Annotated in this window: 21 protein-coding genes and 2 pseudogenes; 8 read left to right on the top strand and 15 right to left on the bottom strand. The window is 69.2% G+C overall.

Annotated elements, in window-relative coordinates:
* The first annotated feature begins 12 nt into the window (after nt 1–12).
* Nucleotides 13–384 (top strand): metal-sulfur cluster assembly factor, encoded by a 372-nt coding sequence (locus tag ACQP6G_RS20610; protein WP_429767164.1) that lies wholly within the window; start codon nt 13–15, stop codon nt 382–384.
* Between the two features lie 246 nt (nt 385–630).
* Entirely contained in the window at nt 631–1,902 is a 1,272-nt protein-coding gene (locus ACQP6G_RS20605; RefSeq protein ID WP_429767163.1) for a tyrosine-type recombinase/integrase, read from the top strand.
* Between the two features lie 378 nt (nt 1,903–2,280).
* On the opposite strand, the gene ACQP6G_RS20600 is transcribed toward ACQP6G_RS20605, so the two are convergent.
* From ACQP6G_RS20600 to ACQP6G_RS20565, 8 genes are all read right to left on the bottom strand, one after another.
* On the bottom strand, nt 2,281–3,282 hold the full coding sequence (locus ACQP6G_RS20600) for a hypothetical protein (protein ID WP_429767162.1): 1,002 nt from the start codon (nt 3,280–3,282) through the stop codon (nt 2,281–2,283).
* The gene (locus ACQP6G_RS20595; RefSeq protein WP_429767160.1) at nt 3,282–3,998 is read right to left on the bottom strand and encodes a hypothetical protein; all 717 of its coding nucleotides are present in this window, start codon (nt 3,996–3,998) and stop codon (nt 3,282–3,284) included. Before ACQP6G_RS20595 ends, ACQP6G_RS20600 begins: the two co-directional genes overlap by 1 nt.
* Nucleotides 3,995–4,552 (bottom strand): single-stranded DNA-binding protein, encoded by a 558-nt coding sequence (locus ACQP6G_RS20590; protein ID WP_429767158.1) that lies wholly within the window; start codon nt 4,550–4,552, stop codon nt 3,995–3,997. The genes ACQP6G_RS20595 and ACQP6G_RS20590 overlap by 4 nt, the downstream gene beginning before the upstream one ends.
* A 123-nt stretch (nt 4,553–4,675) precedes the next feature.
* Nucleotides 4,676–6,433, bottom strand: a complete 1,758-nt coding sequence (locus ACQP6G_RS20585) for a type IV secretory system conjugative DNA transfer family protein (protein WP_429767157.1) — start codon at nt 6,431–6,433, stop codon at nt 4,676–4,678.
* Entirely contained in the window at nt 6,430–7,020 is a 591-nt protein-coding gene (locus tag ACQP6G_RS20580; RefSeq protein ID WP_429767155.1) for a hypothetical protein, read from the bottom strand. The genes ACQP6G_RS20585 and ACQP6G_RS20580 overlap by 4 nt, the downstream gene beginning before the upstream one ends.
* Nucleotides 7,017–8,078: an ArdC-like ssDNA-binding domain-containing protein gene (locus ACQP6G_RS20575; protein WP_429767154.1), complete on the bottom strand. Its 1,062-nt coding sequence runs from the start codon at nt 8,076–8,078 to the stop codon at nt 7,017–7,019. Before ACQP6G_RS20575 ends, ACQP6G_RS20580 begins: the two co-directional genes overlap by 4 nt.
* Complete coding sequence (locus ACQP6G_RS20570) at nt 8,075–9,622, bottom strand: ATP-binding protein (protein WP_429767152.1); 1,548 nt, start codon at nt 9,620–9,622, stop codon at nt 8,075–8,077. The genes ACQP6G_RS20575 and ACQP6G_RS20570 overlap by 4 nt, the downstream gene beginning before the upstream one ends.
* Complete coding sequence (locus tag ACQP6G_RS20565; RefSeq protein ID WP_429767151.1) at nt 9,619–10,089, bottom strand: hypothetical protein; 471 nt, start codon at nt 10,087–10,089, stop codon at nt 9,619–9,621. Before ACQP6G_RS20565 ends, ACQP6G_RS20570 begins: the two co-directional genes overlap by 4 nt.
* Before the next feature lie 936 nt (nt 10,090–11,025).
* On the opposite strand from ACQP6G_RS20565, the gene ACQP6G_RS20560 reads away from it, so the two are divergent.
* Nucleotides 11,026–11,982 carry a DDE-type integrase/transposase/recombinase gene (locus ACQP6G_RS20560; RefSeq protein ID WP_429767150.1) on the top strand — a complete coding sequence of 319 codons (957 nt, stop codon included), beginning with the start codon at nt 11,026–11,028 and terminating at the stop codon, nt 11,980–11,982.
* Here the strand turns inward: ACQP6G_RS20560 and ACQP6G_RS20555 are convergent.
* Nucleotides 11,979–12,677 carry a DUF6338 family protein gene (locus ACQP6G_RS20555; protein ID WP_429767149.1) on the bottom strand — a complete coding sequence of 233 codons (699 nt, stop codon included), beginning with the start codon at nt 12,675–12,677 and terminating at the stop codon, nt 11,979–11,981. The two genes, ACQP6G_RS20560 and ACQP6G_RS20555, sit on opposite strands and share 4 nt — an antisense overlap.
* On the bottom strand, nt 12,674–12,835 hold the full coding sequence (locus ACQP6G_RS20550) for a hypothetical protein (RefSeq protein WP_429767147.1): 162 nt from the start codon (nt 12,833–12,835) through the stop codon (nt 12,674–12,676). The genes ACQP6G_RS20555 and ACQP6G_RS20550 overlap by 4 nt, the downstream gene beginning before the upstream one ends.
* Before the next feature lie 637 nt (nt 12,836–13,472).
* On the opposite strand from ACQP6G_RS20550, the gene ACQP6G_RS20545 reads away from it, so the two are divergent.
* From ACQP6G_RS20545 to ACQP6G_RS20535, 3 genes are all read left to right on the top strand, one after another.
* On the top strand, nt 13,473–14,213 hold the full coding sequence (locus ACQP6G_RS20545; RefSeq protein ID WP_429767146.1) for a restriction endonuclease: 741 nt from the start codon (nt 13,473–13,475) through the stop codon (nt 14,211–14,213).
* Nucleotides 14,214–14,540: 327 nt separating this feature from the next.
* Nucleotides 14,541–15,503 (top strand): hypothetical protein, encoded by a 963-nt coding sequence (locus tag ACQP6G_RS20540; protein ID WP_429767145.1) that lies wholly within the window; start codon nt 14,541–14,543, stop codon nt 15,501–15,503.
* Between the two features lie 168 nt (nt 15,504–15,671).
* Nucleotides 15,672–16,376 (top strand): GNAT family N-acetyltransferase, encoded by a 705-nt coding sequence (locus ACQP6G_RS20535; protein ID WP_429767143.1) that lies wholly within the window; start codon nt 15,672–15,674, stop codon nt 16,374–16,376.
* 71 nt (nt 16,377–16,447) lie between these two features.
* Here ACQP6G_RS20535 and ACQP6G_RS20530 read toward each other — a convergent pair.
* Both ACQP6G_RS20530 and ACQP6G_RS20525 read right to left on the bottom strand, forming a co-directional pair.
* Nucleotides 16,448–17,568 (bottom strand): annotated as a pseudogene (locus tag ACQP6G_RS20530) (IS3 family transposase); the annotation flags it as partial.
* A 25-nt stretch (nt 17,569–17,593) separates the two neighbouring features.
* A protein-coding gene (locus tag ACQP6G_RS20525) for an IS3 family transposase (protein WP_429767141.1) occupies nt 17,594–18,873 on the bottom strand; the annotation gives its coding sequence in 2 pieces (ribosomal slippage) (nt 17,594–18,570 and nt 18,570–18,873; 1,281 coding nt in all).
* 282 nt (nt 18,874–19,155) lie between these two features.
* Between ACQP6G_RS20525 and ACQP6G_RS20520 the strand changes: the two genes are divergently transcribed.
* Nucleotides 19,156–19,869, top strand: a complete 714-nt coding sequence (locus tag ACQP6G_RS20520; RefSeq protein WP_429767140.1) for a hypothetical protein — start codon at nt 19,156–19,158, stop codon at nt 19,867–19,869.
* A gap of 12 nt (nt 19,870–19,881) precedes the next feature.
* On the top strand, nt 19,882–21,264 hold the full coding sequence (locus ACQP6G_RS20515; RefSeq protein WP_429767138.1) for a hypothetical protein: 1,383 nt from the start codon (nt 19,882–19,884) through the stop codon (nt 21,262–21,264).
* 156 nt (nt 21,265–21,420) lie between these two features.
* On the opposite strand, the gene ACQP6G_RS20510 is transcribed toward ACQP6G_RS20515, so the two are convergent.
* The 3 genes and pseudogenes from ACQP6G_RS20510 to ACQP6G_RS20500 form a co-directional block, all read right to left on the bottom strand.
* On the bottom strand, nt 21,421–22,386 hold the full coding sequence (locus ACQP6G_RS20510; protein WP_429767136.1) for a DUF6807 domain-containing protein: 966 nt from the start codon (nt 22,384–22,386) through the stop codon (nt 21,421–21,423).
* Nucleotides 22,383–23,564, bottom strand: coding sequence for a Gfo/Idh/MocA family protein (locus ACQP6G_RS20505; protein ID WP_429767135.1), 1,182 nt, complete (start codon nt 23,562–23,564; stop codon nt 22,383–22,385). The genes ACQP6G_RS20510 and ACQP6G_RS20505 overlap by 4 nt, the downstream gene beginning before the upstream one ends.
* A gap of 44 nt (nt 23,565–23,608) precedes the next feature.
* A pseudogene (locus ACQP6G_RS20500) lies at nt 23,609–23,751 on the bottom strand (carbohydrate ABC transporter permease); the annotation flags it as partial.

The following is a 23,751-nucleotide window of genomic DNA, read 5'->3' as shown; positions in this document are numbered from 1 at the left end:
TGAGAGGACACGATGACCGAGAACACGACCGAGGCGGCCGCCCCGCCCGTCGCCGAGCCGGCCGCGGCCCCCACGCCCACCACGGCGGCGGACGTCGAGGAGGCCCTGCGCGACGTCATCGACCCCGAGCTGGGCATCAACGTCGTCGACCTGGGCCTCGTCTACGGCATCCAGGTGGACCAGAACAACATGTCCACGATCGACATGACGCTCACGTCAGCGGCCTGCCCGCTCACGGACGTCATCGAGGACCAGGCCGGCACCGCGCTGGAGGGGCTCGTCGACGGCTTCCGCATCAACTGGGTCTGGATGCCGCCGTGGGGTCCGGAGAAGATCACCGACGAGGGCCGTGAGCAGCTGCGGATGCTGGGGTTCAACGTCTAAAGGAGGTTCGGTGCTTCGGCCGGTCCGATGACCGGCAGAAACGCCGTCTGGCCTGCGATTTCCCGAAATCGCTGGGTGGACACAGATGGACCTGGGTGGCCCCGAGGGGCCACCCGTTCCCCCACTGTTCCCCCATGAGATTCGGGACGTCTGCGCAGGTCGGCCCTCCGAAGTGGCGTGTGGGCGTGCGCGCGTTCCCCCACCGAGATGGGGGCGGCGGGACACCTGATGGGTGGAGGACCGCCCATGGCACGCAAGTCCGGACAGAAGCGCACGTTCGGCGAACTGGAAGCCCGCAAGAACGCCAAGACGAAGAAGACCACCGGGTGGCGGGCGCGCTACACCGGGCCCGACTTCGCTCGGCACTCGCGGGTGTTCGCCGACAAGATGGCCGCTGAAGCATGGCTCAACGACGAGCGCATCCTCATCGAGCGCGGCCAGTGGAAGTCGCCCAGAGTGCGCGAGGCCGAGGCCCGACAGGCGCAGGCTCGAGCTATCACTGTGAGCGAATGGGCGCGACGATCCATCGACGGCAAGAAGCTCCGCCCGTCCACGAGGTACCGCTACGAGTACAACCTCAGGAAATGGATCGCGCCCGGACTGGGTGACATCCCACTCGCACAACTGACGAGGCTCGACGTCACCAACTGGTACACGGAGCTCCGCGCGCAGGTCGCTCGGGAGGCGCGTGCGCGTCACCGTCGTGGGACTGAGAAGCACGATGGGCGCGGAGCGGCGTTCGCGGCATACCAAGTGCTCTCGTCGATCCTCAACGACGCCGTGGGCCACGAGCTCCTTGACGCCTCGCCCACGAAGGTCAAAGGGGCACTGCGGTACGAGGCGGTCCATGATCCGGTCGTGCTCACGCCTGAGCAGATGTGGCAGATGACGGATCTCATGCCGGACTACCTGGCCGCCTTGGTCCCGTTGGCTGCGGTCACCGGGTTGCGCAATGGCGAGCTGCGGGCGCTGCAGCGTCGGCACCTGAACCTCGACGACCCCATGCGTGCCTCAGTTTCTGTGCGTGGATCCGCCTCCAACCTCAAGCAGGCAGGGCGCTACAACGAGATCGGCGAACCGAAGACGAAGGCTTCCAAACGGGACGTCGCGATCCCGTCGTTCGTAGTGCCGATTCTGCGCGAGCACCTGGAACAGTTCGCGGGCCCAGGGCCAGATGGCATGGTCTTTCGAGCCAAGCGCGGCGGCATCCTGCACGCATCGATCGTCGAGCGCAACTGGCAAGCTGTCAGGGTGCAGGTCGGCCTGGACGACCAGCACATCCACGACCTGCGCCACACCGCCCTGACCTGGGCCGCCCGGGCCGGCGCGACGCTCGCCGAACTCATGGCGATCGCCGGACACAACAACCCGACGATCGTGCTGCGGTACCAGCACGTCGGCGACGAGGAACGTATGCACGCGATCGCCGAACGGGTCGGGTCCGCATTCCACGACGAACTCAGCGAACGTCGTGCGCGTCGGGGCAGGGATGCGAACGGCGATGCCGGAACCGGCTGATCGTCGCCCGGCGACCGTGGTCAGCAGTGGACCGGCGTGCACACCTAAGGATCGTCAGCAGTCGTGCATTCCCTGCTGAAGGAACCATGAGGAGGGCCGCCATGGCACCGAGGACCAGAATTGCGGAAACGAGTAGATCCCGCCTTGTCACCCTCGGGACGGCAGCGGACGAACTGAGTGTTTCGGTCAAGACGCTCCGACGCCGCATCGCTGACGGCACAGTGACCGGGTATCGGATCGGGAGACTGATCCGTGTTGATATCGACGAGCTGCGGGAGCGGCTCGTCGTCGCCGTTCGAACAGGTCGGCGCGCCGGCTGAGATAGCTCGAGCACCGAGGTCGGCGACCGATCTCGGTGCTCACCTGCGCGACGCGATCTCAGCGTTCAAGCCCTGGATGGCGATGGATTCGCCGGCCTGCGTCCGCGTCGCCTCGCGAGGGCGCGTGGGCGCGGGGTGCCCGGGACACGGGAGAACGTTCCGGGGCCCTCGGCCGCTGTGTTTCAGTACCCCGCAAGGGTGTTGGGGTCACCGTGAGCCCGATGCGGAGGGCGGACGAGATGATCTTGCTGAGCATCCTGTCGAGGTCGTCGCCGAGCTGGTCCGGGGAGTTGGTGACCGTGATGGACGTTGGTCCCCACGCGAGGGGGTCGGTGGCGACGGTGCCGAGCATGTGGACTGGATGTGAGTCGTAATAGGTGTTGATCGATGCGGTGCGGCCCTCCACGGTGACGGTGACGGAGTCCGTGAAGGCCTCCCCGCGGGCTGGTTCGTTGAACGTGCGGCGTCGCAGCAGGATCAGGTCGGTGGGCAGATCGAGGCCGGGCAGCTGGCGGTGAGCGCCTGCGGGCAACCGGACGGCGCCGAGGAGGTCTCCGCGATCGTGTATCAGGCCGCGGACGCCGGGGTAGAGGTTGTCCATGAGGTCGTGCGAGGCGAGCATTGCGGTCAGCCCTCCGGGGCGGGTGAGGCCTTCGAGGGTGACCGCGAGACGTCCCTGGGTGGCGCGCCGCAGCACGACGTCGGCCGGGTCTTGCAGGCGGACGTCGTTGTACGGCAGCAACCCGATCACGACGTCGAAGCGATCGTCGGCATGGGGTCGGTAGCGGGCCGTTTGGAGACGGTCGCCCGGCCGGTGTTCCGCGGTGACATCGGCGGCCAGGGACGCGAACGAGAAGCCGTCGGTGTGCGGGAGGCCGAGCAGCGTTGCTGCGTCCTCACCAACCGCGAGTACCCGTCCCTGGTCGAAGCCGAGGTCGCGGAGCGCGTGCCACAGGTGTCGCGCGATGATGCGGTGCGCCGGTCGTGCGCTGGTGCTTGCGTGGTCGTAGGCGGCGATCTTGTCGGCCTGGCGCCGTCGTTCGTTGCTGTCGACGCTCATCACGATCCTCCGGGTGCGTGCCGCTGGGCGATGGGGGTGTCCACCGGGTGTACGGCCTCATGGGTGGAGTGGCGGGCCTGGACGTCGGCCTCGACGAATGCGGCGAAGTCGGCATCCCGATCGAGGATGGGCCGTTCCTCGCCGGACGGTGTCGGTGGTTCTCCGGGCCAGGTGCTGATCCGGGTTGGTCGGTCCCGGTCGGCGTGCGTGCCGCTCGTGGACACCCACTCGCGCAGGCGCTCGCGGGCGTCGGCGAAGTCGGCGTGCCAGGCGATCGGTCCGGAGCCGGAGGAGCCGGGTTCGTAGCAGGCGAGCCAGTGGGTGTGCAGGGCCGACAACTCCCACACGAGCTCGGGGTGGCGGTGCCACAGTGGCGGCAGGATGGCGGGTGGCAGGCCGTAGGTGGTCCGCAACCACCTGACGAAGGTGTCCAGGGATTGCCACTCGGTCCTCGCGTCGTCTGCGCTCAGGGTTCGCCAGTCCACGGGCTCGGCCGGCGTGGGGAGTGCATCGGCGTCGGGTGCAGCGTCGTCCAGTCCGGCGCCGAGCCAGGCCCCAAGGACGGTCTCGTCCGTGGCTTCGGCGTCGAGGGTACGGCGCGTGCGCCACGCCGTGTCAGGCTCGGCGGAAGTGTCGTCGACCTGGTCATCCTGCGGAGCTGGCGCACTGCGTTCGTCCGGCCACGAATTGCTGTCGGGGGTAGCCACGTCGGTCACAGGCCGATCGCGCGGGAACCGGGGCTGCTGCTGCGCTGTGGGGCAGGTGCCTCGGCGCCTGTACCTACCGGAGACGGAGGAGTCGGCGGGGACGGCGCCTGGCGCGCGATCCTGGTGTCGCCGGAGGGCGAGGTACCCGCGCTCTCGAGCGTTGGCGCCGCGGGCGTGGGGGCGGAGTCGACGCTCTGGCGGGGTGCGTGGGTGCGGTCGACCTCGTAGGTGGTGCGTGCCAGGTCGTGTCCGATGCGGCGGGCGATGAAGACCTCGCGTTCGGCCGGCCGGGCGGGGGGTTCGGCGTAAAAGGTGGTGGCGTGGCCGTGTGCGACGAACTGGTCGCCCTTGCGGAACTGGTCGGCGGCTCGTTCGGCGGTCTTGCCGTACAGGAGAAGGTCGTGGAACGAGCTGTCGAGCTGGGTGAAGGTGCCGTCGTCCTCGCGGTGCCAGTGCTCGACGCCGACGCGGAAGTGGGCGCGGGTGGTGCCGTCGTCGGTGAACGAGATGTCCGCGTCGTTGACGATGAACCCTGCCAGTGACTCGTGTGTCGGGATGGTCATGACGATCCTCCTGAAGGGCCTCTGCGGGCTTGGTCGTGAAGAAGGCCCGCTCGTCCTGGAGGTGTGTCGTGTGCACCAGCACCGGACGTTCACCGCTGGGTACTCGGCCCGAGCGTCGGCTGGTCAGTTGCGGCGCAGCTCGCGTTCGAGGCGGGCCCGGTCGGCCTGTAGCTCGCTGGCGTCGGGCCTGGCGGTCCAGGGGCGCAGGTCGGTGATCAGGGGCGCTGCCGACCGCAGCAGGAGGAGTGCGGTGCCGAACGGCAGGGTGCGGATGGTCTCGGGTGGCATGACCGGTACTCGGCGGGTGGAGCGTTGCACGGAGCGGGCGCCGTGGTCGCCGGAGGAGACGGTGTCGGTGTTTTCGTCGCGGTCGCCGATGAGGGCGGAGACGTCTTGCAGGTCGCGGGCGACGGACGCGCCGCCGAGGACGATCTTGATGATGGAGGCGTCCCAGATGGCGCCGGCGTTGTGGTCGCCCCATTTCGCGCGGGCCTGGGACAGCGACTGCAGTACGGGCATGGTGGTGATGCCTGTGCCGCCGCCCTCGGCCATCAACGTCGGCAGGGACGGCAGTGGCGAGAGATTGCCGATCTCGTCGAGCGCGAGCAGCAGTGGTGGGTCCAGGCGCGCGGCGGGAGAGCTGGCGGCGAGGGTGCGTGCCGTCTCGACGAGGTCTTCGATAAAGGCGGCGACCAGGGACCAGGACGCGGATGCTCCGGCGCCGGTGGCGAGCAGGTAGAGAGTGCCGTCGGCCCGCAAGAACTGGACGGGGTCAAACTCTTCACCCGGGCGGGGGGTGACGGCGTCCATGACGCGAGGGTCGGCGAGGCAGGTCAGCGCTAGCGAGACGCCCATCCAGATGGAGTCTCGGGTGCGGGGGTCGGAGTGGATGGTGGTCTCGAGGGACTCGGCCCAACCGGGGGCGGCGTCGGGGTGGGCGGACAGGATGGCGACGGCGTCGGCCGCGGCGGCGGGGGACAGGGACCAGGCGAACAGGTCTCTGGGGGTGCAGTGGCCGAGGGCGGCGGCGTGCAGGAGGGCTTGGAGGGCGGTGCGGGTCTTGCCTTCCCAGAATCCGCCGGACTCGACGCCGCCGGTGGACAGGCCGGTGGCGGAGGCGAACCCGTTGGCGCGGATCATGGCGGTCAGCGGGTTCTCGCAGCCGCGCAGGGGCGACCAGCGCAGCCCGCGTGGCAGCCCTTCGGCGAGGTGCTGCGGGTCGAAGATCGCGACTGGGCCGTGGCGGCTGCGCGCGCGCATGGTGGCGGTGAGGTTGTCCGGCCGGGTCGAGGTGGTGATGACCGCCCCGGGGGCGTCGAGGATGGCGTTGATGACCAGGTGCAGGCCCTTGCCGGAGCGGGGCGGGCCGAGCACCAGGACGGAGTCCTCAACCGAGGCCCAGACGTCCTTGCCTCGGCAGGTGCCGAGCAGGTAGCCGACGTCCTGCGGCCGCGGGCGTGCCAGGGACGGGCGCAGCTGGCTCGAGCGGCCCAGGAGCACCTTTCGGGAGGCTGCCTTGGCGACGTCGCGAGGGGTGGCGGTGCCGGCCAACTGGTGCGGATCACGGGAGCTCTTGCCGTGCGACTGGCGCAAGACGTACCAAGCACCCCATGCCAGAGTGGCGGTGACAGCAAGGAGTGCTGCGGCTACGGTCCAGAACCACACCGGGTGCAGCCCGGGCGCGTCCAATGCGGTGGCGGGGTCGGTAGGGGTGAGCAGGACGCGCAGTCCGCCCGCGAGGCCCTTCGACGGGGCCGTAGTGCTTGTGAGGTGGGCGGTGATCGAGCCTGCCGCGCGCAGAAGGAGGCCCAGGCCCGCGGCCGTGGCAAGGAGCGCGAGGGCCAGGTTGGTCAGCCCGTCCGACCCGCAGGTGCCCTTCATGCCGACGCCGTGACGTTGGTGGCGGGGGCGACGTCGGCGGGGTCGTGGACGACGAGGGTGCCCGAGGCGCGACCGAGGAGCACGATCGCCGCGGGCAGGTGGTCGAGCAGCGCGGCGGGTAGGGGGAGCTCGGCGGTGCCGTCGTCGTGTGCCTCGCGGGTGGCGACCACGACGGCGACACAGACCGGTTCGCCGGGAAGGAAGCCGGTTCCGACGACGCCGAAGGGGTAGCGCCACTCGGGTTCGGAGAGTTCCGTTGTCCCGTTGTCTGCGGTGCCAGCGGATTGGTCCTCGGCGCTCGCGACGGGGCGCTCAACTCCGCCGCCGTCGTCGGTGCTCGGGTCGGGGGCGGCGATCGTGGTGTAGGTGCCGCCCTCGGGGTTGATGGCTAGGACGTGCACGGCTCGGTCGAGGGCGAGCGCGACCAGCCGGCCGAGATCGCGGGGGTCGCGCCGGTTCACCCCAGGTGTCGGTGTCGGCAGTTCGTAGGGCTCGCTGTTCAGTGTGAGGGTCGGTGTCCAGTCGGTCGCGTACGAGATTTGCAGGCGAGGCAGGTCGGTCTGCACCTCCGTGGCGTGGCGCGTCATCGAGTCACCGTCGCCGCCCGGTCCGCGCCGCGGGAGCGCGATGTGAGCGGCCGCTCCCGCGGTGGCTCGAGGGCGGTGTTGAGACCTGGCGGTTCGCCGGTGCCGATCTGGGTGGTGTCGAGCTGGTCGAGGACCGACAGGGCGGCGGCCCGCACGCGGGAGGCCGTGGACGCGACGACGTCGACAGGGTCCTTGCCGGGTACGGATGCGGCCCAGGAGGACACGTACGGGACGGTGTAGTCGGTGGTGTCTAGGCCGTGCGCGACGCCGATCATCAGGGCGAGGGACTCGGCCTCGACCTCCGCGATCCCGGTGTGCGAACGGGCATCGTCGTGATCTGGACCATGCAGGATCACGTGTCCGAGCTCATGCGCCAAGGTCTTCGCCCTGGCAGCGTCGTCCATATCCGCACGCACCGTGACGGTGTGGGCGAGGTAGTCGGTCAGCCCGTTCGCGCCGCCGATCGCGGAGGCCGCCGGGACAGCGCGCAGGGCGAAGCCTCGGGCGGCGACCTGCGCGGCCAGCCCATCCCAGAGCCCGTCGGGCGCTTGACCCTGCAGGAGCTGTGGTGCGGGCGGCGCGGGCAGCGGCTTGCCGTCGGTCTGGGACACGTCCCACACGTACGCGGGCCGCACCCCGATCATCCGGCTGCGGACCTCCTCGCCCGGGGCCGGCCGCTCCCGTGGCGGGAGGCGGTGCCACTCATCGCCGCTGGGGTCTGCGCTGGCGTAGCGGGCGGTGACGGGCGCGAGGATCGTGTACCCGGCCCGCCCCTTGAGCACGTGCCGGCCCAGGCGCTGCCACTGGTGGAAGCCCGCGACGTAGGTCGGCATCGGTTCGGGCACCCGCCCCTGCTCGTACGCCTCGAGGTGCTGGACGTAGATCAGCAGAGTGTTGTTGAACGACCGCGACCGGAACCGTGCCGCGAACGCCAGCGCGCGCCGCCAGTCCGCCCCTGACGTGAGCGCACTGACCGCGTCGACGAGGCGCGTGTGCGCGGCATCGAGCTTCTGCGCTCGCGCGGCTGCCCGCGCCTCGTCATCCCCGTGCCTGGTCATATCGTTCCTCCGCCGTCCGGTTGCCTTCCAGGTGTGCCCGGTCCGCCAAGCGGACGCGAGGTGGTGGGGCGGCCTTCGAGGCGTGCGGAGGTGTCGAACAGCGCGGCCTCGTCGGGGTGGAGCTGGTGCTGCACGACGAACGCCCGCTCCCGGATGCGCCACAGCCCCTGGCCGGTGCTCAGAGTCGGCAGCAGGGAACGCTCGGTTCGCGACAGGCCGAGTGCTGCCGTGGTGGGGCCGAGCTGGTCGGACTCCTGCCGGTAGATGACTCGGGTCTCGGCGTTCGCGAGCAGTGAGGATGCCAGGGCTCGCATCGCCGAGCCGGCGTCGCCGACGTTCTCCAGGTCGGACAGCTTGTGGAACACGAGCATGTTCGCGATCCCATACCAGCGGGCCAGGCGCCAGTGTGCGTCCATGCGCCGCAGGAGCGCCGGGTACGACATGAGCCGCCACGCCTCGTCGTAGACCACCCACCTCTGCCCACCGTCCGGGTCGGCAAGAGCCGCCTCCATCCACGCCGAGGCACATGTCATCAGCAGCGAGATCGCCGTCGAGTTCTCCGCCACCGCCGACAGGTCCAGCGTCACCATCGGCAGCGTCGGGTCGAACCGCACCGTGGACGGCCCGTCGAACATGCCCGCCAGGTCCCCGGCGACCAGGCGCCGCAGCGCGTGACCGGGCAGGCGTCCGTCCTCGACGAGCCGCCCGTCGACGTCGTCCCCTGGGTCGGGGGACAGCAACCGGTCCACAACCAGCGGCAACGTGAGGACCTGCGCTGAGCGGACGGCTGCGGTCAGGCCGACGTCGATCGCCGTGTGCTCCAGCGGCGACAACCGCCGCTCCAGCACGGTCTCGGCGAGCGCCCCGAGCAGATCGCGGCGGCGGGCCGTCAGCTGCGCTGCCCATTCGGCGTCGTCGACGCCCCCGGGACGGTGGCCCTCGTCCAGCGGGTTCAACCTTGCGGGCAGCCCGTGCCCGAGCCTGATCGTCATCCCGCCGACCGCGGCCGCGACGGGGGTCCATTCGCCCTTCGGGTCGCACGGCACGTACACCCGCCGTCCGAACGGAACCGACCGGGTGCACAGAGACTTGGCCAGCGACGACTTCCCGGATCCGACGATGCCCGCGACGACCACGTTCGGCGCGGTGATCAACCCCCGGGAGTACAGCACCCAGGGGTCGAAGACGAACGCCGACCCGGAGTACAGGTCCTGCCCGACAAACATCCCGTCCGACCCGAGACCGCCCTCGGCCAGGAACGGATACGCCCCACCCCACGTCGCCGACGTGTCCTGATGCTGCGGGATCCGCAGTCGCCCCGCCGTGCGCAGTGCTGCAGGGCCACGCTCGCCGGCCTTCGGCAGAACGACCGTTGCCCGACGCTCGGCGCGTTCGGCATCCCCTCGCGCCTGGGCCTCGGCCTTGCGAGCCGCGCGTTCCCGGGCGACGACCTGGGCGGCGGCCCGACGGCGCGCCTTGCGCCACCGGCGACGCTCGCCGGCAGGTGCGACCAACACGGCCGCGTGGACCCGTTGGCCGGTCATAGCGTGATGCCGCGCCGCGCGTCCCGGGCGTGCTTGGTCGGGAGGTCGACCACCTTCCGCCGTTCGGTCGGCGGCGGAGCAGGGCGCGCCGTCTCGTCCGCTCCTGGCGCCTGGGCGGCTGGCTCGTACCAGGCGATCCGTCCCGAGTGGGACTGCGCCTCGGTGACAAGAGCCTGGACGCGATCTAGCTGCAGCGACGCCCTGCGCAGCAAGATCGCCGCGTCATATGCATGTTCGGCGCCCTCGACTACGTTGCCGTCGTCGGTGTGAGCCTGCTCCCGGTGGCATAGGTGCGCCGACGCGACGTGCACCAGCACTGACCCCAGGCGCCGCGTGATCGCGAGCAGGTCGGCGGTCACCCAGTACGTGTCCCCGGGGTTGTCGAACCAGCGTGTCGCGTGCGCCAAGGCTCGTAGGTGTTCGCCGGCCTCCTCGGCCGACGTCACAGGACGTTCGTAGTCCGGCATCGAATACCTCCAGGGCGCAGGTGGGCACCCAACAGGTGTGCCTGTCGACCCAGTGGCAGGAGGGAAGCCGGCGGATGTCCGACCGGCCCATCGTGTCGGCGCTTCTATCGGAGCTTGGGAGCGCCGGGCGGTCGGCGTGGCGTCGCACTTCTGTCGTGCCTGCAAGCGACTCAACTGTGCGCGCCCTCGTCGCCCAACGTCGGGACTGCGCGGGGGCGCCGGGGGAGGGTTCGGTAGACGTCCTCTTGGTGCAGCCAGCACAGCAGCTCGGTGACGTTGCTCGGGGCGTTCGGCGGCTTCACGGTCACCAGAACTCGGCCCTCGGCCCACCGGATGGCCGTGCCCGGGATCATCTCCTCCCACGTCTCCCAGAGAAGGCGAACGATCACCGCGTAGGAACCCTGCGGCCTCACGGGGACTGCCCGCGGCACGGGGGCGACATTCAGGGGCCGCTCCGCCGGCCAGTACTTTCTGCCGTCGGGTCGCTGCCACACCTGGCGATCGTCTCGCCGCCCTTCGCCTGTCACCCCCTCATGGTAGAGCCGACTCGAACAGTTGTTCGATACTGGACGGGTGACCATGACCGCGCCGGTGTCATGTCGCAGGACATCGGTGACAGTTCTGCATCAGGACATCGGTGACACTTCAAGTCGTCTTGATGGTGACACTTCAGCCCCCAGGCTTCGTCGGTGGCTGTCAGTGAACCCATCGATCCTCGTGTCCGCCTCGCGATCTCGCAGTGGCCCGTTGACGCGCCCCGCGGGGCGGTGACGACGTTCTGCGCCGAGCACGGCATCTCCCGCAAGTCGTTCTACGAGCTGCGCAAGCGTGCCCGGGCCGAGGGGCCGGCCGCAGTACTCGAACCGAGGACCCGGCGCCCCGCGACGAGCCCGGCGAGGTTGAGCGAGGAGGTCAAGAAGCAGGCGATCGGGGTCCGTGCGGCTTTGGAGGCCTCCGGCCTGGACCACGGGCCGATCAGCGTGCACGACAAGATGCACGCGATGGGGCTGCCCGTCGTGCCCTCGACGGCGTCGTTGTCGCGGATCTGGCGTCGCTCGCCTGGAGCCGAAGAAGAAGCCCCGCTCAGCGTGGCGGCGGTTCGTGTATCCGGCGCCGAACGCCTGCTGGCAGCTGGATGCGACGGAGTACGTCCTGACCGGTGGGTGCGAGTGCGTGATCTTCCAGCTCATCGACGACCACTCGCGCTACGCGGTCGCGTCTCACGTGGCATGGGGCGAGACCGCCGAAGGCGCGATCGCCGTAGTGGACAAGGCCATCGCCGCCCACGGCGTGCCCCAACGGCTGCTCAGCGACAACGGCGCGGCGCTCAACCCGTCCCGCCGCGGCTACGTCGGCCAGCTCGTGGCACACGTGAGCGCTCTGGGAACCGAGCCGATCACCGGCAAGCCGACCAAGCCGACGACCCAGGGCAAGAACGAACGGTTCCACCAGACCTTGTTCCGCTACCTCGACAAGCAGCCCCTGGCCGACACGCTCGAGCAACTGCACAGCCCAGGTCGACGAGTTCGACCGCATCCACAACACCGAGCGCCCACACGAGGCGCTGCCCGGTCGCGTCACCCCCCTGACGGCCTGGGAAGCGACACCGAAGGCCGCCGCGCCGCGCCCCAAGCCGGACCCCCCGCCCACCGCCCGGCGGCCGCGGCCCGTGCCGCAGAAGGTGTCCTCGAACCTGCCCGCAGACACCCTCGTCAAGACTTTGACCAGCGCCGGCACCTTCACCCTGAGCAAGGTCACCTACCTCGTCGGCGGTCAGCACGCTTTCGCCGAGGTTCTGGTCGTCCGCGACGGGGACAAGATCATCGTCACCGGGCGTGTCGGTGTCGACCGTTCGCCGCCACGTCGTTCGAGCGCCGGGCTCGCTGGTCCTAACGACCTACCTCTGTCTCGCCGTCCGATGGTTCGGCACCCGCGGGCGCCGCGACCTCGGACGGCCTCAGAGCGATGTACTGCACTTGGGTGCTCTTGATCTGGGACTCCGGGAGGATGACGTTCCGGCCTGCGTCACCGACCGGCTTGAACTCCTTGGCGCCGGGGTCCCTGCGCATGAGGTCTTCGCCCAGCAGCAGCGCCCGGTGGTCGTCGTCAGGGTCGGTATCGAAGTGCTGCAGCGTTCCCTTCCAGACGGTCCCGTCCAGGAGCTCGACGATGAGCCAGGGCTGCTCGGTGTTGGGCGGCCGCCGGCCCACGAATGCCTGGCTCCAAGCCCGTCCCGCACTGATGGGCGCCCGGCCCGGCCATTTGAAAGCGGCTGCAAGTAGCGCCAACCCGCAGGCGAGCAGCGAAGTGGCGGCGGCCGCCGCGAAGTAGGGCACCGTCGCACCTGGAAGAGAGAGGGCGTCGGGGTCTGCGGTCCGCACACGCTCGTAGAGGGGGACCCACATCCACGACAACGCGAGACCGGCCGCACCCGTGGCCACGAGCGAGGCAATGACTACGCGGGAGGCCTCGACGAGGACCGTCTCCTTCACGGCCGGCTCGTGACGTGCCTGCTGGAACTGCCACACCATCCCTGGCGCCACGAGCAGCAAGAAGCTGACGAGCGCCGCAGAGCCGCTGGGGATCAATCGTCGTTGTCGTCGTTCTGCAGGTCCTGCTTAACCACGTTGGTCGCCTGGCCGCTGTCGTTGAACGAGTATCCCGAGCCGATCAGGCTCTTCTCCTCGAGCTCCTGCCGCTTGGACGGGTCGACTCCCCTGAGGATGGACTTGTCGTTGTCACTCATCGCGCACTCCTGTGTCCGCTCGGCCCGCTCGGGGTTGTGGGTGGATCGGCTTCGAGCCCATCCGCCAGGCCGCCGAGCCTAGCTGATTTCATCCTGCGACTGCAGGCCGGCAGGTCGAGGTCGAGGCCGCGACATACGAGGGCGGGCGCGCACTCCTCCACGAACAGCTCCAGGACGGCGAGCAACTCATCACGATCCGCGTCCAGTGAGCGCCTGGCCGCGAAGTGTTCAAACTCGGCAACGAAGCCAAGTCCGGCGCCCGGGCGGCGCGCGGCTGACCTCTTCCTCGTCGTCCTCGGGCGCGACCTGGCCCTTGGAGAGGGCGTCACGCGCGGCCGCGTACTGCCGCTCGATGTGCTCCTCGAGCTTCGCCGGCTCGATCCGCCATACCCGCTTCGGCACGACCTGATTCGCCGGCAGCTACCGGTCTTGAGCAGCGTGTACACGGCCGTCTCGGTGATCGCGAGCACGGCCGCGACGTCCTTGACCGACACGAACCTGGACGTGGTCGTCGTGTGCCAGAACTTCCCAGTGGCCGGCGACGCACGGTCCAGGTCACCATGCGCTGTCAAGCTCGACTCACGGTGGTGGGGGACGGCTAGTGTGCACAAGCCGCAGATCCGTCCACACTGGTCGTGTGGCGACGACGTGGCAGGAGTACCAAGAGGAGGCGGCCGCGTTCTACCGCTCCCTGGGTCTGGAGGCGGAGACGGACGTGACCGTCAAGGGCGCACGCGGCGAGCATGACATCGACGTCGTCGTGCGCCTCCGCCGCGCAGGACTCGACCAGACGTGGGTCGTGGAGTGCAAACACTGGAAGCGCCCGGTGGACAAGTCGCGCGTCGCGCTCCTGGCACAGATCGTGAACGACGTCGGCGCCGATCGCGGGATAATCCTCACCGAGGCAGGTTTCCAGTCGGGCGCCCCGCGGATGGCCAGCAACAGCAACCTCACTCTCACAAGCTTGGCCGAGCTATGCGAGAGGACCACGGCCGAACTGCTGGAGCTCCGCCTAGGCCAGTACCGGCGGCGCCTGGCACTTCTGAGCGAGCGGTTCGGCAAGATCGGTCAGGTACGCCACCACGGCCCCGGGCAGATGTCGCACAGCTACCCGAAGACTCCGCCCGGACGTTGGGAGCCCTTGCAGCTCAGCGCAACCGTGGCCATCGTGGAAGACGGCTTACAGCGTGCAGAGATTGGGCGTTGGCCCGCGCCGTACGCTTGGGATTTCGCGAATGACCGGACACGTCTCGCCCGGGACTTGGCGGCGTTCATCGACGGGCTCGCCCACACGCTCGACGAGTTCGAGGTCGAGTTGGAAGACCTGGAGGCGCGCGATCGGGACGAGAAAGACAGGGCCCAGCGAGACGCCTCATAACAGACAATCCGGCATAATCGGGTTTATCGGCCTGGGAGGAGTGCGAGTTGCATCTGATGCAAGTGCTCGCACCCCGCGGCGAAGATCGCCGTCTGTGCAGGTCAGGGCGCCCATCGCCCGGTCCTGACGTCGCCAGGTTCGCCGGCCTCTTGCCCGTGTCACCGCAGGCCACCGTAGATTTCGTGCATCTGATGCACGATTCCTTGAGAAGATCCCTCCTCGTGGCGTAGGTGCTGTAAGGCCTCCGCCGAGACTTCTGCAGCTGGCCACGGGTGAAAGGGGCACCGCGCCGCGCCCCTTCTTCCCGTCGCCGCGTAGCCTCCTCGCATGGGTGACGAGGGCGACACCGTCGACGATCAGCAGAGTGCGGAATGGATGCTCCCGCTGCCGGTCCGGGAGGGGTGGACCCCCATCGACGAGTGGCTCACGCCGCGCAGGACCTTCAACGAGCATGGTCGCCGATGGCTGCGGGAGTGGCTGGAACTGTTCTACCCCACGCGGACCCAGATGACCCCTGAGGCGTACGGCGCCCTGAAGACGTTCCTCGTGCAGAACGACGATGCCCTCAAAACGACTGGGCCTCGCCTCGGAGCGCCGACGAACGAAGCCCAGGCCCTCCTCTACCAACTGGAACTGGAAGACCGGCAAGCCACCCTCCTCCACTTCATCGACTTCACCCTGCGCGGGCTGTGCAGTGACCTCGACGACCAGTCCGTTGAGCGACGTCAGATGCTGAGCGGTCTCTTCGAAGAGGCTCACTCGGTCTGGCGCGTCGTGATGCTTGGCACCGACGAGCGCGGTCGCGGCTACTACGGCCTCCGCCAGGAGGTCTCGCCGACCGCCGATTCCGCGGCCCACCTGGCGGCTTCAGGTCCGAAACGACGAGCGGGAGAACACCTGCGCCTGGCCTGGTCCAAGCTTTACGGCCTGCACCCTGATCCGAGCGGGGCCTACTGGCACGCGGTGAAGGCGATCGAAGCCGCGGGCAAGAGCACGCTCGCTCCAGATGACGACGACGCGACTCTCGGGAAGCTGATGAGCAACCTTCGTACTGGCCGCTCGAACTTCTGCGTCCGACTCGATGGCGACGAGCACAACGACTCACGCGACACGATCCACCACCTGATGGGGATGGTGTGGCGCAGTGAGTTCGACCGTCACGGGACCGATGACCCGGAGGTCCCTCTCGGAGTCAGTGGCGCAGACGCGGAAGCGGCGACCTTCGCGGCGGTCACCTTGGTCCAGTACTTCCAGGCCGGCCACATATCGCGCACGAAGGCCGAAAGCTAGCGCGTGGTCTTGCCCGGACGACAGGCCTCGACCGCGCGACGTCGACCGTCTCAGAATCGACCGATTCTGAGGTGCACCAGAAGCCGGTTCTGGATGTTTCGAAACCTCGCCAGCGAGCAACAGGAATTTCGGGGACACGGTGCGGCGGCGAGTGGCAAGGTCCTCGGCATGACTACGAAGATGCCGACGGTACGCCACACCAGTGCCGACGAGTGGCGCGAGATCCGAGACCTTCGGCTCACAGCACTGCGGGACCCGGCAGCCCCGGTCGCGTTCCTGGAGTCGTATGAGGAAGCGGCGGCGCGTCCGGACGACTTCTGGAAGGTCCGGGCACGGGGCAACTCGACGAGCGAGGTCGTGGCGGGGTTCGTCGCCGTGGACGAGGACGGCCGCTGGATGGGGACGGTTACTGGTCTCGTCGAGGAGCCGGGTGCCATGGACGTTCTCGGGCAGCCGGTGGAGCGCCACCAGGTGCAGATCGTGGGTGTCTTCGTGCGCCCCGAGGACCGGGGCGTCGGCCTGTTGGGCCGGCTCATCGACGGGTTACTCGACTGGGCGCGGGGCCGGGGCATCGAGCGTGCTCGGATGGGCGTGCATGTCGACAACCCGCGCGCCCGGGCGGCCTACGCCAAGCTCGGCTTCACGCCGTCGGGCCTGCGCTTCAACTCTCGAGCAGGGCGAGGAGCTCGTGCTGGTCCGGGCGCTGTGACGGGGGTTTGTCGTCGGCGGTGGCGTGCTCGCCCGCCTCATCGAGTTGCTGGCTTGCTGCAATCGGGCTGCGGCGCACCTCCATACGCCGTGACATTCGAGCGCAGGCCCGAGGAGCACCCCGTCTGTCCGATCGCACAAGCGGAAGCAGTGCTTCAAAACTGACGGCGATCTCAACCCACCAACGCACCACCTCGGAGAGGAGGGACTGCTGCACGGATAGGTGACAGCGGTTGTCAGGCGGCGAGTGCGACCTGAGTCGTGATGATTGCTTCGTACTCGATGGGGGTCAAGCGTCCAAGACGTTGCTGGCGGCGACGTCGGTGGTAGGTGCGTTCGATCCAGGTGATGATCGCGATCCGCAGCTGCTCGCGCGTGGTCCAGCGACGCCGGTCCAGGACGTTCTTCTGCAGCAGGGCGAAGAAGGACTCCATGGCTGCGTTGTCGCCCGCGGAGGCGACCTGGCCCATGGATCCGACCAGGTCATGGTGGCGCAGCGCGGCCAGGAACTTCCTGGACCTGAACTGGGATCCGCGGTCGGAGTGCACGGTGCAGCCGGCCACCTGACTGCCGTCGATGCCACGGCGGGCGACCGCGGAGTTCAGGGCGTCGACCGCGAGAGAGGACTTCATGCGGTCGCTGATGGAGTACCCCACGATCCGGTTGGAGTACACGTCCTTGATCGCGCAGAGGTAGACCTTGCCGCCGGCGGTGGGGTGCTCGGTGATGTCGGTCAGCCACAGTTCGTTGGGTTCACTGGCAGTGAAGTCACGGAGCACGAGGTCGTCGTGCGCGGGTGGGCCGGGTTTCTTGCCGCCCTTGGACCCGCGCTTCTTGCCGAACACCGACCACCAGCCACCCTCGGCGCACCGGGCCCACATCGTGCGGTCACACGCTTTGTGACCCACCGAGCGGGCCTCGTCGCCGAGCAGCCGGTAGCCGAACTCCGGGTCGTCTCGGTGGGCGTCGAACAGGGCGTTCGCGAGGTAGGCCTGCTCGAGCTCGGTCGCAGTGACCGGGTCAGCGAGCCATCGGTAGTACGGCTGGCGGGCGAGGCCCAGGACCCGGCACGTCACCGCGACGGGGACACCGTCAGCAGCAAGTTCACGGACGAGCGGGTAGGTCATTTTCCCGGCAGGTGCGCCTGGGCGAAGTACGCCGCGGCGCGGCGCAGGACCTCGTTCTCCTGCTCCAGCAGCCGCACACGCTTCCTTGCCTCGCGCAGCTCGGCGGACTCCGAGGAGGTCACGCCGGGCTTCGCGCCGTCCTCGACGTCAGCCTGGTGAAGCCAGTTGCGCAGGCACGACTCACTGATGCCGAAGTCCTTCGCGACCTGCTTGACCGTGGACTCTGAATCGCCCTGGGTCTGATGGAGGCTCTGGTTATTTGATTTCGGCCAGGGCCCTCGACCCCTGCTGGGTAGCGTAGAGGGCGTTCTCGAACTCGGCGGGCGGGACGTCGCCGAGGTAGCCGTGCAGGCGCTCGGTGTTGTGCCAGTGGACCCACCCCAGGGTCGCGAGCTCGACGTCCTCGACGCTCTTCCACGGTCCGGGTCGGGCGGGTCCGCGGATGAGTTCGGCCTTGTAGTAGCCGTTGACGGTCTCGGCTAACGCGTTGTCATACGAGTCGCCCACCGTCCCGATCGACGCAACCGCGCCGATCTCGGCCAGGCGTTCGCCGTAGCGCAGGCTCGTGAACTGAGATCCGGCGTCGCTGTGACACCTCAGTCCCTCGAGGCGGGTGCCGCGAGACCACCGGGCCATCTCGATCGCGTCCAGGACCATCGTGGTGCGCATGTGCGCCGCGACCCGCCAGCCGACGATCATGCGCGAGTAGGCGTCGATGATGAAGCACACGTAGGCCACGCCGGCCCAGGTCGGGACGTAGGTCAGGTCGGTGACCCACAGCTGGTTCGGCCCCATGGCGTTAAAGTCCCGACCGACCAGGTCCGGATGCCGCGGCACGCCCTCGGCCGCCTTGGTGGTGCGGACCCGCTTGGTCCGTCGGGCACCTTCGATGCCCTCGGCGCGCATCAACCGGGCAACCTGGTCACGCCCCACGTCATGCCCTGCGCGGCGGGCGGCCTTCCACAGCTTCCGCGCCCCGTAGACCCGGTAGTTGTCATCCCACAGCGCCCGCAGCCGCGGGCGCAGCTCGGCGTCACGCAACGCCCGCGCCGAGGCAGGGCGCTTCTTCGCGGCGTAGTACGTGCTCACAGCCACCTGCACCCCTGCCGCGCGCAGCACGGTGCAGATGGACACGACTGTGAGCCGCGCCCCGTCGACGACATCGCCACGGTTGGCGTCGATGAACGCCACTACCTCTTGTGCTGGCGGTCGAGCTCCGCCCCGAAGAAACTCGCAGCCCGCTTCAAGATCTCGTTCGCGCGCCGCAGCTCCCGGTTCTCCTGCTCCAGCTCCTTGATCCGCCGGGCCTCGCCCGCGGGCACCCCGGGCGCGTAGCCGTCGTCGATCTCGGCCTGCTTGACCCACTGGCGCACCGACTCCACGCCGTAGCCCAGCTGCGAGGCGACCCGCTGCACCGTGCCGTGCTCGGTCCCCAGCTCCGCCCGTAGGGTGCGCACCATCCGCACCGCCGCGGCCTTCTCCTCATCCGAGTACCGCCGCGTCTGCGGCTTCCCGGGCGTCTGCTCCTTCGGCATGGCTCCATCCTCGTTTCCAAGGTCAGGAGCCTCCAAGAAACCCAGGGCGATTCACTCGCCCTGGCGGGCGATCGCCACGACGTCGTCGCGGAACTCCTTGGGGTGGGGTCTGGGCACGGGACACATCCTTCCAGCAGTGCCTCACGGCACCACAGGTCAGGTGTCACCTATCCGTGCAGCAGTCCCAGGCCACGTGCCTAGCAACAGTGGCCGGGGACGGTTGCACACCTGACAGATATGCCGCGCCGCATCGCGCCGCCGGCCACCTGACGGGGGAGTGACATGACAACCGAACGATGGAGCACCGCCCACCGATCGGCCCGTCGATCGGCCGCCAGCTGCGTCGCCGCGCTCAAGCGGACATCCCGCAGCCAGGCGGCCGCCGACGCTTTCACAGTCATCGAGCATGCGCTGGGCAATGCGGACCGGCCACCGGAAGCTGGAGCATCCGACGCCCTCGAAATCGTGGGCTATCCCGTCGAGATCGCTACCACCTTCACCGAAGGAACGAACCGCGACGATCTTTACGACGCCGCACGCGCAGCCATCGGCACCCTTGTAGCCTTCGGGACACCGTGGAAGCGGGTCGAACACCTGCTCGCTGCGCTCGACGAGGCTTGGGGCCATGACCTGACGGCCACGCCATCGGCCGACGCAGCCGACCACGAGACGCCGGGCACCTCGACCCTGTACTACAGGCACCACGTCGCATACGAGATCGCGCGAACCCATCTCGCCGGCCTGTGCACTACCGCACCACTCGAGCAGTGGTCCGGCTACGCCGAGGTCCTTGACCGGGTCGACATGCTGAGGGCACCAGCGGCGCTCGTCCCGGCGCTACCTCTCGTCAGTGTCACGCGGCCCGTCATGCGAGCCGCGGCCAGCGCCGCCATCCAGGAGCTCAGCGGGCACGGGCCCGACCCGGCCGCGCTCCTTGCCGCCCGCGACCGGCTCGACGCCGTCTGGGCGAGCGAACCACCTGGCGTTCCTGCGTGACGAGGACGCGCCATGACCTACGGGCAGAGTTCATCCGAGTTGCGCCGGATCCTCACCGACCTGCTGGCGATGCGGTATCCGTACTTCGCGATCGGCGGACCACACCCACACCGTCGCGAGAACGTCGACCCTGAAGCGGTGCAGTTCCGGGCAGACCACGTACAGCGCTACCGTGCCGTCCTGTGGCGATACCTCGTCGACCTCACGCGCGCGGCGGCGAACGATCGCCCAAAGCAGGAGCCGCCCCGCCGGATGCTCCGCTGGCTCGAGGCCGGCGGACCAAGCATCGAGACCCTGCCCGGAGCACGGCTGGCCGACCCCTGGGAGATGGGCACCCGCCGCGACACACCCTTCGTCGAACTCTGGCGCCAGGCGGCGTGCACTGCCTTCACGGCACGAGAGCGCGACCTGACCATCGTCATCGACCGCTTGCTAGCCCCACAGAAGATCGTCGTCCTCAAGGACGTCGCTGACTTCGCCACCGCCATCGTCCAACTCGACGACCGCTGCAGTCGGTTCCCCGGCTGGCGTCACCTCGGCCGGAGCACCACAGGTGCAAGCAGCCGCGCCCATCCAAGTAGGCCGCGGACTACCGGGCGCGTGGTCGGACTCCTCGCCAACGTCCGCAACTGCGCCAGGTGGGCCGACGCCCGGATCGAACCGTCCGGGTACGAGATCGACCTGCGCGGCGCCCACCCACGGCCGATGCTCACACCCCGCCCTCATCCCGACGGCGTCGAGGGCGCGATCGCCGCATTGCGCAATGCCGCGCTCTACCTGACGGCTGGCGCTCCGAGCGCCTCGGTGCTGCGTACCCTGGTCCGCCTCCACGGCGAGATTTCGGTGACCGCATCGCAGCTCGCCGGAGCGGCAGGCGATATCCGGTTTGCGCGCGCCTTCGCCGATCGCTCCGAGCGGTACCGCCAGCTCTTCGATGAGCTGATCAACCTCGCCGGGACCCTCGGCACCGGACCACAGGTCCTCGACGAAGTCCACGTCGGCATGGAGCGGATGAACGGTGTCAGCCAGCTTTCCACGGCGCAGCTGGAGCGGCTGTCCGCCGTATTCCGCTTCACCGACGACCGAGTCTCCTGGGCAGTTCATCGCGGTGTGGCCAAGCACCTGTACTTCGCTCCCGCAGGCACGCAGCTCGGTACGGTGCCTGGACCGGGGGGAATACGCCGGTGCGTTCCTCGTCACGTGGCAGTGACCAAGGATGTTCACCCGCGGATTCTGGTGTTAGCGACGGACCTTCGGCCGGAGGTCGCCGCTCCCGAGCCATCCCGGTCGCACGTACGGTCGCGGCTACGCTTTGCCGAACTGGTGAATGGCAGTTCAAATGCCGTCCAACGTTCACGGGCTCAGGCCTCAAGCCTAGCTTTGTCGACGTCATAAGGTGTCTCTACCGTGATGTCGCACTCTGAACCGATGTGTGTCGAAGCCGAACTGCGATGCGTGAAACGCGATCCCGCACCGGAATCGTGACCGGCTTCGCTGAGCGGCGGAGAGCAGCACAGCCGACCAGATGGACAGGCTGCAGACTGCCGTGGCCTAAGCCGTGTGGGCCAATCGCAGTAGGTCGAAGCTCGTTCGGCCGAGGTCAACCAGTGCCGTTGCACGAGTCCCGTCGCTGTCGCCGTCCGCGACGACTACGGCGTACTCAAAGGTCAGAATCTGACTTGACGCGAACGTAATCTCTTCGCTGAAGGCCGGAGCAGGGCACAGGCAGGCGAACGGCTCCGAACGCACGAACCACTGCGGCGTTCGTCCCGGATTTGTGCCAGGGTCCACGATGAGCACCGTGGAGGCGCGAGACCCGCCGTCGGTTCCGGTCGCGGAACCGTCGTGCCGTCCGACATACCCAAGCCAGGGCGACCGCAGGCCACGTGCCGCCTCGGCGTCGGCGCTCGTCACGGACCCGTGGGAATCCGGGCGCAACACGTGCCCGCCCGTGAACGACCGCGGTCCGCGCCAGAACAGGCCGCCGTAACCGGCATTCTCCCGGCCGTTCGTCGTCGGACTGCCGATGGGCAGCGGGCCGTCGGACACGTTGGTCATCGTGGAACGGAACGTCAGAACCCACGCCGACGGATCGTCATCGGGTACATACGCGGCGAGCTTACGACGCTCCCGGACGACGACGCGTCCCGCTGGCGTCCGCCACGAAAGCTCCTCGACGACGTGCGTGTCGTCGATCGACCTGAATCGCTCGTGATCCATCGACCCGTCGTTGTCGAGATCGACGTAAGAGCCGCGCTCGCGCACGTAGTTGGGGCCACCCCAGAAGTTCCACGGTCCCACGTGGGGTAGGGACCACGCGATTCCCTTGTGCCACACGTGGTCCCACGGCCGGTAGGCCGAGACGAGGTCGCCGCCCCGCGTGCGCAGCGGGTGCAGGTAGGGTCGCGGGCTCTCGTACGACACGTCGGCCGGCCGGTACACGTAGGTGAACAGCTCCGCACCGTCCGCCCCGTGCGCGGCGAGCGCGTCGCCACTGTCGTGCCACAGCAGGCTCATCGGGAGGCCACCGTGGCTACGTGGGGGAGTAGGTCGGTGGCGAAGTCCTTGACCGGCGGCCACGGGGTGCCGGTGCCCGCCATGGACGCGTGGAACGGGTCGCCGTCGACGATCTCGCCGGCGTGCACGACGGCGCCGGTGAACGCGGACTTGTAGATCGCGGCGGCCAGCTCGAGCGTGGCCCGGGTGTCCGCGATGGTCACCGGCGGCGTGCGTCCTTCGGCGAGGGCGAGGTAGGTGGGCACGAGCTGGGCGAGGTGGCCGCTCGCGCCGCCGTCCGACGCCTCGTGCGCCGCCGCGTCCGCCGCCCAGGCGTCGGCGACGTCCTCCCGCCCGGCCACGGGGGTGACCGTCCAGCTCGTGTCGTCGTAGCCGTACAGGTGCTCCAGCTCGACGGTCGCGGCCTCGGTGTCGAAGCGCAGGCGCGACGTCTGGCGCGGCGAGATCGCGGAGTTCGTGATCGTCGCCATCGTGCCGCCCGCGAACCGCACCAGCGCCGTCGAGACGTCCTCCGTGTCCGTGTGCCGCGCGAGGCGCCCGGCCATCGCCCGCACCTCGGTCCACGGGCCGAGCACGGCCAGCAGCAGGTCGAACTGGTGGATGCCGTGGCCCATGGTGGTGCCGCCGCCCTCGGTGTCGAAGCGACCCCGCCACGGCACCTCGAAGTACTCCGGGGTGCGGAACCACAGCGTGTCGCACTGCGCGACGTACGCGGGCCCCAGCGTGCCGTCGTCGAGGAACCGGCGCAGCCGCTGGATCCCCGCCCCGAACCGGTGCTGCACGACCTGCGTGAACCGGCCCGGCAGCCCGGCGTCGACCGCCTGCCGCTCGGCGTCGGCGAGCGCGTCCGCCTCCGCCAGCGACAGCACCGCCGGCTTCTCCACCACCACGTGCGCCCCCGCCCGCAGCGCCGCCACGGCCGCGTCCAGGTGCACCGACGGCGGCGTGCAGACGTGCACGACGTCCACCTCGCCGGCGTCGAGCAGCGCCTGCAGGTCCGTGCCGTGGTGCGGCACGCCGTGCTCGGCGGCGAACGCGGCCGCGCGGTCGGCGTCGACGTCGACGTCGACGACGTGCGTCAGCTCCACGCCCGCCGGGCCGCCGTGGGCCGCCAGGGCCCGGATCGCCTGGGCGTGGGCGCCGGCGATCGCGCCGGCGCCCAGGATCGTGACCTTCATACTGCTCCCTCGTCGAGTTGCTGCCCTGACTGCCGATTCCCCAGCTAGCCCTTGAGGCCTTGGGTGGCGACGCCGTCGACGATGTAGCGCTGGAAGAGGATGAAGAAGAGCATCACGGGCAGCAGGGCGAGGACGGCCATGGCCATCTGGGCGCCGTAGTCGGACACGGAGGTTTGGTCGACGTAGA

Origin of the sequence: Isoptericola nanjingensis, from assembly GCF_050311635.1 — a bacterium.
Lineage (GTDB): Bacteria > Actinomycetota > Actinomycetes > Actinomycetales > Cellulomonadaceae > Isoptericola > Isoptericola nanjingensis.
This window is presented reverse-complemented; position numbering and strand designations above follow the sequence as displayed.

Excerpts from the sequence above, each read along its gene's own strand:
- ACQP6G_RS20565 (WP_429767151.1), bottom strand. The coding sequence starts at position 10,089 with ATGCCGGACTACGAACGTCCTGTGACGTCGGCCGAGGAGGCCGGCGAA.
- ACQP6G_RS20605 (WP_429767163.1), top strand. The coding sequence starts at position 631 with ATGGCACGCAAGTCCGGACAGAAGCGCACGTTCGGCGAACTGGAAGCC.
- ACQP6G_RS20550 (WP_429767147.1), bottom strand. The coding sequence starts at position 12,835 with ATGAGTGACAACGACAAGTCCATCCTCAGGGGAGTCGACCCGTCCAAG.
- ACQP6G_RS20520 (WP_429767140.1), top strand. The coding sequence starts at position 19,156 with ATGACAACCGAACGATGGAGCACCGCCCACCGATCGGCCCGTCGATCG.
- ACQP6G_RS20535 (WP_429767143.1), top strand. The coding sequence starts at position 15,672 with ATGACTACGAAGATGCCGACGGTACGCCACACCAGTGCCGACGAGTGG.
- ACQP6G_RS20585 (WP_429767157.1), bottom strand. The coding sequence starts at position 6,433 with ATGAAGGGCACCTGCGGGTCGGACGGGCTGACCAACCTGGCCCTCGCG.
- ACQP6G_RS20610 (WP_429767164.1), top strand. The coding sequence starts at position 13 with ATGACCGAGAACACGACCGAGGCGGCCGCCCCGCCCGTCGCCGAGCCG.
- ACQP6G_RS20590 (WP_429767158.1), bottom strand. The coding sequence starts at position 4,552 with ATGACCATCCCGACACACGAGTCACTGGCAGGGTTCATCGTCAACGAC.
- ACQP6G_RS20600 (WP_429767162.1), bottom strand. The coding sequence starts at position 3,282 with ATGAGCGTCGACAGCAACGAACGACGGCGCCAGGCCGACAAGATCGCC.
- ACQP6G_RS20540 (WP_429767145.1), top strand. The coding sequence starts at position 14,541 with ATGGGTGACGAGGGCGACACCGTCGACGATCAGCAGAGTGCGGAATGG.
- ACQP6G_RS20575 (WP_429767154.1), bottom strand. The coding sequence starts at position 8,078 with ATGACCAGGCACGGGGATGACGAGGCGCGGGCAGCCGCGCGAGCGCAG.
- ACQP6G_RS20515 (WP_429767138.1), top strand. The coding sequence starts at position 19,882 with ATGACCTACGGGCAGAGTTCATCCGAGTTGCGCCGGATCCTCACCGAC.
- ACQP6G_RS20505 (WP_429767135.1), bottom strand. The coding sequence starts at position 23,564 with ATGAAGGTCACGATCCTGGGCGCCGGCGCGATCGCCGGCGCCCACGCC.
- ACQP6G_RS20510 (WP_429767136.1), bottom strand. The coding sequence starts at position 22,386 with ATGAGCCTGCTGTGGCACGACAGTGGCGACGCGCTCGCCGCGCACGGG.
- ACQP6G_RS20570 (WP_429767152.1), bottom strand. The coding sequence starts at position 9,622 with ATGACCGGCCAACGGGTCCACGCGGCCGTGTTGGTCGCACCTGCCGGC.
- ACQP6G_RS20580 (WP_429767155.1), bottom strand. The coding sequence starts at position 7,020 with ATGACGCGCCACGCCACGGAGGTGCAGACCGACCTGCCTCGCCTGCAA.